This is a genomic window from Thalassotalea euphylliae, from assembly GCF_003390395.1.
GTDB lineage: Bacteria > Pseudomonadota > Gammaproteobacteria > Enterobacterales > Alteromonadaceae > Thalassotalea_F > Thalassotalea_F euphylliae_C.
Genome location: NZ_QUOV01000001.1, coordinates 1,319,941 through 1,333,300 on the forward strand (window position 1 = coordinate 1,319,941; position 13,360 = coordinate 1,333,300).

General features: G+C 42.1%; 6 protein-coding genes. 3 read left to right on the top strand and 3 right to left on the bottom strand.

The window, feature by feature from the left end; genetic code table 11:
• Positions 1–178 precede the first annotated feature (178 nt).
• The gene (gene fadI, locus DXX92_RS05905) at positions 179–1,483 is read left to right on the top strand and encodes an acetyl-CoA C-acyltransferase FadI (protein ID WP_115999611.1); all 1,305 of its coding nucleotides are present in this window, start codon (positions 179–181) and stop codon (positions 1,481–1,483) included.
• On the top strand, positions 1,483–3,633 hold the full coding sequence (fadJ, locus tag DXX92_RS05910) for a fatty acid oxidation complex subunit alpha FadJ (RefSeq protein ID WP_115999612.1): 2,151 nt from the start codon (positions 1,483–1,485) through the stop codon (positions 3,631–3,633). Before fadI ends, fadJ begins: the two co-directional genes overlap by 1 nt.
• A 919-nt stretch (positions 3,634–4,552) precedes the next feature.
• On the opposite strand, the gene DXX92_RS05920 is transcribed toward fadJ, so the two are convergent.
• The 3 genes from DXX92_RS05920 to DXX92_RS05930 form a co-directional block, all read right to left on the bottom strand.
• Positions 4,553–4,858, bottom strand: coding sequence for a hypothetical protein (locus DXX92_RS05920; RefSeq protein WP_115999614.1), 306 nt, complete (start codon positions 4,856–4,858; stop codon positions 4,553–4,555).
• Positions 4,859–5,078: 220 nt separating this feature from the next.
• The gene (locus DXX92_RS05925) at positions 5,079–9,575 is read right to left on the bottom strand and encodes an EAL domain-containing protein (protein WP_181901703.1); all 4,497 of its coding nucleotides are present in this window, start codon (positions 9,573–9,575) and stop codon (positions 5,079–5,081) included.
• Positions 9,576–9,847: 272 nt separating this feature from the next.
• Positions 9,848–12,634, bottom strand: coding sequence for an insulinase family protein (locus tag DXX92_RS05930; RefSeq protein ID WP_245961406.1), 2,787 nt, complete (start codon positions 12,632–12,634; stop codon positions 9,848–9,850).
• A gap of 212 nt (positions 12,635–12,846) precedes the next feature.
• Here DXX92_RS05930 and sixA point away from each other — a divergent pair, with 212 nt between their 5' ends.
• Positions 12,847–13,338 carry a phosphohistidine phosphatase SixA gene (sixA, locus tag DXX92_RS05935; protein WP_115999616.1) on the top strand — a complete coding sequence of 164 codons (492 nt, stop codon included), beginning with the start codon at positions 12,847–12,849 and terminating at the stop codon, positions 13,336–13,338.
• Positions 13,339–13,360: the final 22 nt, after the last annotated feature.

The window sequence follows — 13,360 nt, forward strand, 5'->3', positions numbered from 1 at the left end:
CTGTTTGTTATATAAGGTTCAAACTATTTATTACAAGCACAAACTTGTAAGAAAATTAGTGCGTGTCGTTGTCATGACCAACATGCCCTAAACAGGGGAAAGTTGAAAAAAATATCTTAAGCGTTAAAATTGAAGAAAACCCAAAGAGGTCAGACCTCTTAAATAAGAGAGATAAACAATGTCCCATACCATAGCGACCCCAAAAGGAGAGCGTATTGCCGTTGTCGCAGGCTTACGTACGCCTTTTGCTAAACAGGCAACAGCCTTTCATGGCGTACCTGCCGTAGACCTAGGAAAAATGGTGGTTAATGAGCTCATGCAAAAGCATGACATTGATCCGAAAATTGTAGACCAACTCGTGTTTGGTCAAGTGGTGCAAATGCCCGAAGCACCTAATATCGCCCGAGAAATTGTCTTAGGGACCGGAATGAACGTGCATACCGATGCTTATAGTGTCTCACGCGCTTGTGCTACTAGCTTCCAATCTACTGTCAATGTTGCCGAGTCGATTATGGCTGGCGTGGTTGATGTCGGTATTGCTGGTGGCGCTGATTCTTCATCAGTGGCACCAATTGGGGTGACGAAAAAGCTGGCGAAAACGCTATTGGATTTATCAAAAGCGAAAACCATGGGGCAAAAGTTTGCGCTAGTTAGACAACTTGGCTTGAAAGACCTATTGCCTGTACCACCTGCTGTTGCTGAATACTCGACCGGCCTTTCAATGGGACAAACGGCAGAGCAAATGGCGAAAACGCATGGCATTACTCGCCAAGCTCAAGATGAGTTAGCGCATCGCTCACACGTGTTAGCAACTGAAAGCTGGGCGGCTGGCAAGCTTGATAACGAAGTGATGGCGGCGCACCCTCAGCCTCATAAATCATTTATTGAAAAAGATAACTGTATTCGCGAAAACTCAGAGTTAGCGGGTTACGCCAAGCTTCGTCCGGTGTTCGATCGCAAACATGGCTCAGTAACGGCGGCGAACAGTACAGCGTTAACCGATGGTGCGGCTGCGGTATTGTTGATGCGGGAAGGGCGTGCCAAAGAGCTAGGTTACAAGCCGCTTGGTTATATTAAAAGCTATGGTTTTGCTGCTATCGATGTTTGGGAAGACATGCTGATGGGGCCAAGCTACGCAACGCCAATCGCCTTAAAGCGCGCGGGTATGGAATTAAGTGATTTAACATTAATTGAAATGCATGAAGCGTTTGCAGCGCAAGCGTTAGCAAATATGAAGATGTTTGGCTCGACTAAGTTTGCTAAAGAGCATTTAGGTCGCGACAAGGCGATTGGTGAAATCGACATGGACAAGTTCAATGTGATGGGCGGTTCACTAGCGTATGGTCACCCATTTGCGGCAACAGGTGCTCGCTTAATTACCCAAACACTTAATGAATTAAATCGTCGTGGCGGCGGTGTTGGCTTAACCACGGCGTGTGCTGCAGGTGGTTTAGGTGCTGCCATGATTGTGGAGACAGACTAATGACTGAAACAACGACTCAAGCTGGCGAAAACAGCGTATTTTCGCTAGTGCGTCAAGAAAACGGTATCGCCCATTTGATTATGGATGTACCGGGCGAAACCATGAACACGCTTAAGGCAGAATTTAGTGAGCAAGTCACTGAAATGCTAAAAGAGATCAAAGACGATAGCAGTATTACTGGTGTTGTGATTGTTAGTGGTAAAGCCGATTCATTTGTCGCGGGTGCTGATATTAACATGTTAGCTAGCTGCACCACGGCAGAAGAGGCAACTACCTTGTCTCGTCAGGGGCAGATGGTTTTCGATCAAATGGAGAAGTTTCCTAAGCCAATTATTGCCGCCATTAATGGCCCGTGTCTTGGTGGCGGCTTAGAGCTAGCTATGGCGTGTCATGCACGTATTTGTAGCGATAGCCCGAAAACGGCATTAGGTGTACCTGAAGTGCAACTTGGCTTATTGCCAGGTGGCGGCGGCACCCAGCGTTTACCTAAGCTTGTTGGTATTCAAAAGTCATTAGATATGATGCTGACGGGCAAACAGCTGCGTGCTAAACAAGCACTAAAAGCTGGGTTAGTGGATGATGTTGTACCGAATACTATTTTGGTTGCAACCGCTGAAAAACTGGCGTTAGCAGGCAAAGTTAAAGCTAAGCAGCTGAAACGCTCGTTAATGGATAAGTTACTTGAAGGTAACTCATTTGGTCGCAAAATTGTTTTTGATCAAGCGAGTAAATCAGTGTTGGCGAAAACTAAGGGCAATTACCCTGCACCATTAAAAATTATTGATTGTGTGCGCACTGGTGCAGAAAACTCACCGGCGATGGGTTACCAAGTGGAAGCCGATCATTTTGGCCACTTGGTGATGACGCCAGAGTCTGAGCAGCTGCGTAACTTATTCTTTGCTACCACAGAAATGAAAAAAGAAGATGGTGTTGAAGGTGTAGCTCCTGAAAAGGTGGCTAAAGCTGGCGTGCTAGGTGGCGGTTTGATGGGCGGTGGTATTGCTTTTGTTACCGCAACCAAAGCGAAAGTGCCAGTGCGTGTAAAAGATATCGCACACAATGGCATTAATGCCGCGCTTAAATACAGTTTTGATTTACTGAATAAGAAAGTTAAGCGCCGTTTTATGCGTCACAGTGAAATGCAAAAGCAAATGTCAGCTATTACAGGCACGTTAGATTACTCTGGCTTTAATGACACTGATATTGTCGTTGAAGCGGTATTTGAAGACTTGTCATTAAAGCAAAAAATGGTTGCTGATGTTGAGCAACACTGTAAGCCTGAAACGATTTTTGCCAGTAACACCTCAAGCCTGCCAATTGGCCAAATCGCTGAAAAAGCGGAGCGTCCTGAGAATGTGATTGGTCTGCATTACTTTTCTCCTGTCGATAAAATGCCATTGGCAGAAATTATTGCTCACGAGAAAACCTCAGATCAAACTATCTCAACGACAGTGGCGTTTGCCAAAAAGCAAGGTAAAACCCCAATTGTGGTGAAAGACAAGGCGGGCTTCTTTGTTAACCGTATATTAGCGCCATACATGAACGAAGCAGCGCGTATGTTACTTGCTGGTGAGCCAATTGAGAAACTCGACAAAGCACTGGTTAAATTTGGTTTCCCTGTTGGGCCAATGCAGTTACTTGATGAAGTTGGTATTGATATTGGTGCTAAAATCTCGCCAATTTTAACCGCTGAATTAGGCGAGCGTTTCACTGCGCCTGAGGCCTTTGATCGATTAATCAATGACGGTCGATTAGGCAAAAAGTCAAACAAGGGTTTTTACCTGTATGGCAAAGCTGCCAAAAAAGGTAAAAAACAAGTGGATGAAACCATATACGGCTTACTTGGCATTACCCCAAGTGGCAGCCTAACAGAGCAGGAAATTGCCAAGCGTAGTGTTTACATGATGTTAAACGAAGCTATGCGCTGTTTAGATGAAGGTGTTGTGCGTAATGCACGCGATGGTGACATTGGCGCAATCTTTGGTATTGGTTTTCCACCATTCTTAGGCGGTCCATTCCGTTATATCGATAAAGTTGGCGCGGTTAACATTGTTAACCAACTGAATCAGTGGGCACAGCAGCACGGTGAGCGTTATAAGCCATGCCAAGCACTCGTTGATATGGCAGAGCAGGGCACTACTTGCTACTAGCTATCAGCACTTTGCAGACCTGCCTTTAAATTGGCACCTTTAATTTAACACGCTAAAAAGAGCTCATGTTTTATCGAACACGAGCTCTTTTTTTGTAGAATAATTACTCAATTTGCTTTTCATCCCCATCGAGTTTTGTTATATTTCTGCTCGTTTTTTCGTCAGCAGGTTTCGCTTGTTTTTAGCTTAGTACTTATCAAGTTAAGTACTTTTCAAGTTTAGCACTTAGCTAAAGCACTAAGTGGCTTGCGATCTTAGCCTCGTTCTCTTTTCGACTTAGTATGTGATGGGTGTTGTATTATGTTGTTGCTAGTGGTTGTCTGCTCTTTAGTTTCTTCATTATTTTTTTACTGCCAAGCACTATCAAATGGTTTAGGGCGCAGACGTTGGGCGTTGGGTGGCTTAGTTTTTGGGCCAGCGTTATGGCCAATGTTTTGTATGAAAAAACGTATGAAAGTGAATAAAGCGTTTGGGTTTAATTACTTAATATTTAAAGCCTAACGGCTATTGTCTTACGATTTTCTAGGTCGCTATACTCATTTTTTTTTGAGCTGGATTTGAGCTTATTTTAAGCGGACAGTTGCTTGGATTATGCTAAGTATCTACTTAGCTTCTTATATGGCTCTCTAAATAGATTTCCGCTGGGTTGCAGTAGCTATTATGAATTTCCTTTCTTGTCTTTGAGCATATGCTAATAACTGATAAGCGAACTTCCTTGTCGCATATTATTTGATTAACTGTATAGCTATTAACGACTACTTAACTGTTTTCAAGTAATGGCCGACGTCAATGCGACGATTAATTGACTAGCTTTTTTATTTCCACCACGTCGAAGCAGGTGCTTCTTTAAATTCAATCTTAGCCGCAATTGAATTTTCGTGATGTTTTTTATGAAAAAGCGATTTAATAAAGTTAATCATTAAATACGGCTCTCACGACGCTTTTGACTGATACGAGACTCACGGCGTTTTTGGCTAACTAATTCTAGCTCTTCACTAATGCGAGATTCGCGACGTTTTTGACTAATACGCGATTCACGACGCTTTTGGCTTGCTAACTCAAGCTCTTCACTAATGCGAGACTCACGACGTTTTTGGCTAATACGTGATTCACGACGCTTCTGGCTAACTAAAGTGGCTGAATCGCCATCAACAACTTGTTCTGTATCTACAATAGCAGGTTGTGTTAGTGACATTGAGATTGACATTAGAATAGAAGTTAACATTTTGTTTTTCCTTATGGTTATTGATTTAATCCGTATAAGGTTTAGCCAAATGTATGCCAATTTGATTTACTATGTTTTTGTTTTTCTATGTTGTTGTTTGTTAAGCTTTTATTGTGTTTTGTGTTGGTTTTATGAAGTGCCTAATACAAAGATGTCAAAATCCTGCCAAACAAGCGGCAAAGCTTAGCGCATCGAGGCAAAATTTTGACGTACAAGTGATTTAGCTGTTGATGAAGCTCGTTGATTTATCAGTAATTTGATAGCTTAGTAGGTACTTTTGGAAGTCATTTTCAGGTAATGGCTTACTATATAAATAACCTTGTAATTGCTCGCAGCCAAGGCCTGCTAAGAAGCTCAACTGATTATTATTCTCTACGCCCTCTGCAACAACTTGCATACCTAAGTTGTGAGCAATGGTTACTATGGTTGCCACCATGTTTCGACCTTGATCTGAGCTTTCAATATCGTCAACGAAAGCCTTGTCTATTTTTAACGTATTGAGTGGGAATTTCTTCAAATAAGCAAGAGAGGAGTAACCGGTACCAAAGTCATCCAAGGCTAAATGAATACCCATAGAGCGGATTTGCAGCATGGTATCAATAGCTTGCTGCGGCGAATCCATTACAGTGCCTTCGGTAATCTCAAGCTCTAAGTGCTTAGCCGGTAGCTGGCTTTCTTCTAAAATATTGGCAATCATCTGCGGCAAGTTAGGTTGTGTAAATTGTACCGCCGATAGGTTAACCGCGACACGACCATCAAATAACCCCGCATCTATCCAGCGCTTAGTCGCAAAACATGATTTTCTTAAAACAATTTCACCAATATCAATAATTTGCCCTGTTTCTTCTGAAATAGGAATAAACGCGAGTGGGCTGATAATGCCTTTGGTTGGCGTTTCGAAGCGCACCAAGGCTTCCATACCAGAGACTTTACCACTGGCAATGTCTATTTTCGGCTGATAGAAAACCGAGAAATAGTCTTCTTTTAAACCATGGCGAATAAGCGTTTCAATTTGAATACGCTTCACCGCTTGTTTATTCATTGAATCACTGAAGAATTGATATCGATTACCGCCATTGCCTTTCGCGTGATACATCGCGGTATCGGCATTCTTGAGAAGTTCTGCTGGCGTCGCGCCATCTTCTGGATACAGCACAATACCAATACTGCTAAACAAGACGATTTCTTGGTTTTTAAGTTTTAATGGCTGAGCAATACAGTTAAGAATTTCTTTGGCGAGCGTTGTTACCGTATGAATATCATTGGTATTTTCAATAATTATACTAAACTCGTCACCACCAAGGCGATATACGCTAATACGTTTGCCGCCAACGCGAGCAATTCGTTTAGCTACCTCAACTAAGATAAGGTCGCCGACTTGATGCCCCATAGAGTCATTAATTTTTTTGAAATTATCAAGATCGAAAACTAACAAGGCATGAGGAGTTTTGCTTTTCACCAAACGCTGTTGGTTCGCTTGGAAATATGAACGGTTGGGCAAGCCTGTTAGCGTGTCGGAATTCGCTAGGCGGCGCAGTTCAGCGTCTGATGCTTTTCGCGATGTAATGTCTGAAAATACGCCAACAAAATGCGAAATATTGTCGCCTTCGTCACGAATCACATCTAAGGTTAATTCACAGTAATAAAGCTCATTGTTGTGGCGCAAACTTTCAATTTCACCTTGCCAACTGCCTTCAACAACCAACTGCTTTTTAATTGATTGCGTAAAATTTGCGGGGTAGCGGTTAAACTGCAATTGTTCGCCAATAACATCGGCTTTGCTTCTGCCAGTGATACGGCTGAATGATTTGTTAACATCAATGGTGTTAAATTGACGGTCGTAAATCACGACTGCGTCAGAGATGTTTTCAATGCACTTGGCAAATAATTTAAGCCTTTCTTCTGCTTTTTTTATTTGACTAACGTCTTTAAGGGTACCTGTCATTCGCAATGGCTTACCTTGCTCATTACGTTCAACCACTTTGCCGCGATCGAGCACCCACACCCAGTTTTCTTGTTTATCTAGAACGCGATACGTTGTCTCGTAATGCTCAGTTTTGCTATCAAAATGATCTTCTAATGCGTTGGTCACCCGTTTGATATCATTTGGGTGAATATTTGTTTGCTCAGTTCCTACATTACGTGTGCCATCTTGTGGGAACTCTAAAATGCCCCAGATATTTGAGCGGAATATTTTCTGAGTACGAATATTCCAGTCCCACATTTCATCACCACTGCCCCAAAGTGAAAGTTTTAATCGTTCTTCACTTTTCTTGATCTGGTAGTGATATTCGTGGCGATGTCGCAACTGCTGCAAAAAGTAAGCGCATAGTAGGATGCCCGCTAAGCCGTATAGAATCACCGCGCTTTTGTCTAACCACCACGGCGGGGTGATAGTAAACGAAAGCTTAGTACCTTCAACTAGCGTCGGGTCAAAATGGTCAAAGACTTCAACTTCAAACGTGTATTCGCCGGAGCTTAAATTTGTGTAGGTCGCACGTCTGTTTTCGTTGTCAGCTTCAACCCAGCTTTCTTCTAATCCAAGTAAGCGGTAGCGGTATCTGGTTTGGTGTTTTAGCTTGGCATTAGGTGCAACAAAATCAAAGCTTAGCGGGAAATCTCGGTGACCTATGGTAAATGCTTTAGTATTCGCTAAATTCATAGGAAAGTGTTGGTCCGCAAACTGTTCTAGTATCTCAATGTTTTTATTCGCGATGTTGACTTTGCTGATGACAGGAGTTGATATCGACTGTGTTGTATTAAACAGCTGTTGTGGTTTGAATTTTACATAGCCTTTAGGGCTACCAAAATACGCCCAGCCTTCTTTTGTTAATAGCGCAGAGTGACTATTAAATTCGATGTGATCCAACCCATAATCAATATCGAACTGCTTTAAGGTTAAGCTGTTAACATCAATTGCGCCAATTCCCTTATTGGTCGCAAACCATAGCTGATTGTCAGGCGACATTAGTAAATCGGCCAAGTAGCTATTGCCCAAACCATTGCCTTCGATGAAGTTTTTTACTTGACTGGTTGCTAAGTCAATATGGGTTAGGCCTTTACCGTTTGAAGCCAACCAAAGGCTGCCTTGGCTGAGTATTAAGTGGCTTACCGTTACTGAAGGTGAGTAAATATCGGCTAAAGAATAAATAAACTCGAATTTTTGCTGAGCAACTGAAAATTTATAAACGGCTTGGCTTTCGGTCAGAACGAGTAGACTATCGTTTGTGTGTTTCTGCAACAAAACGGCCGCTTGTTCACCGTCAGGCAGAAAAGTTAATACCTGCTCACTATTGCTGTTTAAACAGCTGACATTTCTTGCTGAGTCGATTTGGCAAAGGTGGTTGTTTAGAGCGACTAGCTCTTGCATTTTATGACTTGAAGCTATCCAAGCTTGAAAATGTCGAAGTGTGAGCGACTCAGTATTGAATTCGAAAAGCTCTTGTGAGTAGCTTTTTAACCATAAACTATTACTGTCTTTAACGTGTACTTGCGCGACTTCAATGTTTAGCGATATTGGCTGAGCTAGCTCGGCATCAAGTGGTTGTTTAAACAGTTCACCTGATTCATTACTAAACCACAGGGTCCCTGTGCTGTCTTGCGCGAATGAGGTGAGCCAAAGATCATGTGTTAACTGCGTTCTTGGGCCAGTTTTAATCAGCTTACTGCTGTCTCTGTGCTTTTGAATACCGCCGCCATAGGTGCCAAACCATAAGTTACCAACCTTATCTTGATAAGATGTCATCACCCATGGCTCTTCAAAGCCATTCGGGGCTGCCCCTTTTTTCGCGACTTGGCTGATTGATAGCGTCAATAAATCAATGGCATTGATACCTTCTTTGGTTCCAAGCCATAGTTTGCTGCCCTGGGTCGGCAATAAAGTTCTGATTTGGTTTGACAGTAATTGGAAGTCGGTCGATTGTTGGGTGATATGGTGTTTAAGCTGGTAGCTCTTATCAACTATAAAAATACCGTTGTCTGTTGCTAGCCAGTAGTTTTCGGCAATTTCTTTAATATCAAATAATGAAGTAGCATCAATAGTGAAATTCCATTGGCTCGTTTTTTCACCAGCAATCTTTAAGTGTTTTATTAAACTAAAACTTTGATTGGTAAGATAAACACCATCATCAAAAGTACCTAACCAAATATTTTTTTTGTCGTCTTGGTAGATGCTTTTTACTGCTTTAAAACTTTCGCCTGTTGTGCCATTTTCTATCCGTGTAAATTGACCATTAGCGGTATTGAACTTATGCAGGCCTGATTCTGTCGCGACAAGCAGTTGAACACCATCAACGTTGGAAACAACTTCATAAATAGTCCAAATAGTGTTGTCGGATAGGGCATTGGTATTGCTTTGATTAGAGGAGGTAAGAGCGTTTTCCTGATCGGTGGTGAAATTATCAAAGTTATTACGGGAAGGATTAAATCGGCTGAGGCCTCCTTTTGTACCAACCCACAAGGTATTTTCGCTGTCGATAAATAAGGTTCGAATGTAATTGTCAGCTACAGAATTAGGATCTTGAACATTGTGTCGATAATGCACAAATTCAAACCCGTCATAACGGTTCAAACCATCGGCTGTTGCGAACCAGAGAAAGCCATTACTGTCTTGGACAATAGAAAATACATAACTTTGTGATAGGCCATCAGAGGTGGTGAATTGCTGAAAAGTTGCGTTGTTATCGAAGTGGCTGGCGTGCGAAATTTTGCTAACCAATACCGACGATATTGATACAGCAATTAACAGCCAAAAAAAGAAAACTCTATGTAAAGCTCTATGTAAAGAAAGAACAGCCAAATTATTTTGCTAGCAGCCTAGGGCTTAGCTAGTTCATTTATAATTATTGTTTGCTACATTTAATCGAATGCTTTGTGGTAAGTCAAATTTGTTGATAAAAGTGTAGGACATATGCTCAAACAATCGTCGGTAATGTCTCAATCTTGATAAAAATTAGCCTAAGGTTTGGCTAAAAACTTGGTGTCTGAGCTTTAGTATTTTCGCTCCGTCTTTTGGCTTAGTTCACTTGGTTCGTTAATAATTATGGCGCCTCTATCTTCCCATTGTTTACTTTGCGTTTTATTCTCAAGTGAAACTAATGTTAATCGGCTAATGAAGTCTTGATTGTCAGTTTTACATAGTACCTTGTCGATAAACGCGATGACTTGTTCTAGCGATATGTCATTGATAGCTTCAAGCAAGCGTTGCTTGCGATCAAAGGTAAAATCTTGATTGGATATTGCTGCCCAAAAGCGTTGGCTTTTTGTGCGTAAGCTAGTGTCCTTCTCTGCTAATTGTGCACTTAGACCAAATTTAAACGTTTGCCATTGCTCATTGGTGACACTTGACAGTTTATCACTCACCGTTGCAATAAACTCATCCATAGCGCTGACTAATTCAACCGGTGAGGTATGTGGTGACTGGATGTAAAATGCAATGCCAGGGTAGCGGTTAATAGGTATATAACCGACATTAACTAAGTATCCATATTGCTTTTCTGTGCGCATTTCTTGGAAAAACAGAGGTGCGAGAAAATGACTGGTTAGCATGGTTAGTGCCGTTGAATGCTCGTCTTTTTCTGTTTGTGGGTAATAGCACACGGCTGCGTGATCATGCTCGGGCAGTAACACTGGCACTATATATTCTTGGTGCCCATCGATATCAATAACAGGGCAGCTAACGTGATTACGACCATCAAAGCAATGATTAAACCCGTCTTCTATTTGCTTGGCTATTGCTCGAGCGTGACTTTCTAGCCAGTTGCCGTGGATCAACACCTCAAGGGTGATATGTTCAAATAGTCTGCCACAAAAGCGCATAAACTGAGCAAACGAGATTGAGCTAACCGTTTCCAATAATTCACTTGCGGCCGGATTGTGAGGCTGCATTAATGAGCTCAAGGTCGCAAATAGTTGAGAAATAGACTTGTTCTTGTCAGCATTTTGCCACTGCTTAACATGTAATGCTTTGCTCTGCTCAAATGCCTGCTCAGTAAAGTTATGTTGAATAAGGCTAGCTAATAGCCTTTCTAGTAGCAAAGGTTGCTTTTCACTGAGCCCAGACAATTGCAGTGTCATCCCACCTTGATGGGCATAGAGTTGATAGTGAATGCCTGCTAACTCAGCGTCATAATGTTCTTCAATCACTTGATCACTAAAGATATCAACAAACATGCGCGTCATGACAATGTTAGCGGTAGATGCAATAGCAAGAGGGGAATCTATACCAATATAGATGTATCCTTTGGGCACTTTATAAGTTGTATCTTGCTTGTACCAAACACATAAGCCGTTGTGGTTGTCAATTAACGCAGGCTTGCTTGACTCATGGCTGTGAGGCCAAACCTGAGGCTTGTCTATGATATAAGGGTTTGGTGCTGGTAGCTTTAAGTCTTGATGCACAGTAATGGTTTGCCAGCGCTCTAGCGTTTGAGGCGAAATGGCACTCACCTGATAGGGCACTTGATACCAAGGGCTTAACTGATCACATTGGTAATTTTGCCCGATTTTGACTATGCGACAGTTGTTGGGAGATAAAAAGGTTAACAAGTGCTCTACGCTGTCATCGCACATACCTGCCATTAAATAATCGCCGGCGATATAGTCTTCCACCGGGTAGTGTTGCATGTTCACCGCGAGCTGGTTGACTGAGTCGAGCGGCTTGAGCCTTTCCATATAGTCAAAAGCGATGCGTGCGAGCTTTTGCTTTTCAATGTAGTAAGTGTGCGATAACGGTTTTGATTTTAATAACTGAATATAGCTAAAAACGATGTCGAGAATACCATCAATTTCTTGCTCGCCTTGTTCGGTAAGCGAGATGCTGATATTGAAATCTTTGAAGTTTGAGCCGTTTATCCCAGAGCCTGCGGTAAGCCCCAAAGCTAAATGCTGTTGCTTGAGTAGCGATAGAATACTGCCTTTGCCTTCATGTCCTAGCAGGTAAGTAAGCACTGATTCCGGCTTGTGCTGGTAATATTCATCGATACCAGGCATCGCAAAGCTGACAATTAATTGTCTTTCTTCTTTGACAGGGGTAACCGATATTTCTTGTGCTAAGTGCTCAGCTAGATATAAAGGTGTGGTGATCGTTTTTTTATCACCACCAGTCTTGATGGATGAAAAGTACTGTTTAGCGAGCTGCTCTAATTCCTCAAGTGGCTGCGGCCCTTCGATGGCAAGGGTCATTAAATTAGCGCGATAATTTTGTTCAAAATAAGCAAGAATGTCTGCTTGTGCGCTTTGCCCATCGCGATCGGCTAAGGTTTCAAGGTTGCCGACAGAAAACTGCGAAAATGGGTGTGCTTGGTTTACGGTTGCCTTGTGAACATCGTACAAGCGTCTAATGTCGTCTTTTAATTTTAATTTGAACTCGGCATCAATATTTTGTCGCTCAGTTTCGACAAATTCTTCGCTCAGTAGCGGGCAGATAAAAAAGTCAGCAAATCTTGCTAACGCTTCTGGTAAGAAATTACTTTGAATGTCAAAAAAGAAGCAGGTGTGCTCGGTGCCTGTCCATGCATTATGATGGCCACCGTGCTGACTGATAAATTTTTGGTATTCACTACCATCGGGATAATTTTTAGTGCCCAAAAACAACATGTGCTCAACAAAATGCGCTAGGCCTTCGCGGTCTCTAGGGTCATCAAAATGACCAGCATTAATTGCCAAAGCTGCCGCGGCTTTTTCAGACTCAGTGTTTTGTACAAGTAGCACTTGTAAACCATTGCTAAGTGTCAGCGGCTGGTATTGTTTTTTGTCATTAGGGCTTTGTTTCAACATAAATTCCTATTTCACACTTATATCGAACAGCACCATCGGAAAATCGTGTATATACTTTTGATTATAGCGTTGTTTTTGTTATAAATTACTTGAGGGAATAACGCCAGTTTATTTTATTCTTAAGAGTTGTTATTAATCATAACGCGTTTCTTTTACTATAGCCGGAATTTTTTACCAATAACCGCGATTTATTGAAGTGCGGGAGACAGTTAATGCAGATTTTGATAATGCGACATGGTCAAGCAGAAGCGACGGCCAACTCTGATGCGGAACGTGCATTAACTGAATACGGTATTAATGAAGCCGCTATAATGGGCAAATGGTTGGCGAGTAGATCAATTACGCCAAGCAAAATTTGGGTTAGTCCTTATTTGCGTGCTCAGCAAACCTATCAAACCCTTGCTGAATATTTGCCTCTGTCGACTCAAGCGCTAACCGAGTTAGTTGTTACTCAGTCCATGATCACCCCGTCAGGCTCAGCGTCTCAAGTACGCGATTTAATCGATGGTGAATTGATGTCAACATCAACAGAAACCTTATTGATCGTTTCGCATATGCCATTGGTGAGTTATTTAGTGTCAGAATTCACACAGCAGCAGTTTGCTCCTATCTTCCAAACGGCAGGTATTGCTGAAATAGAATATGATGTAAACACTATGCTTGGCGAGCTCAATGGCGTCGTTGCGCCAAGTGATTTAGGCTAGCTGTTAATTAGATTATCTGGGG

Bases quoted from the DNA above. Each gene is read 5' to 3' on its own strand.
- fadI (WP_115999611.1), top strand. From the start codon at position 179: ATGTCCCATACCATAGCGACCCCAAAAGGAGAGCGTATTGCCGTTGTC.
- fadJ (WP_115999612.1), top strand. From the start codon at position 1,483: ATGACTGAAACAACGACTCAAGCTGGCGAAAACAGCGTATTTTCGCTA.
- DXX92_RS05920 (WP_115999614.1), bottom strand. From the start codon at position 4,858: ATGTTAACTTCTATTCTAATGTCAATCTCAATGTCACTAACACAACCT.
- DXX92_RS05930 (WP_245961406.1), bottom strand. From the start codon at position 12,634: ATGTTGAAACAAAGCCCTAATGACAAAAAACAATACCAGCCGCTGACA.
- sixA (WP_115999616.1), top strand. From the start codon at position 12,847: ATGCAGATTTTGATAATGCGACATGGTCAAGCAGAAGCGACGGCCAAC.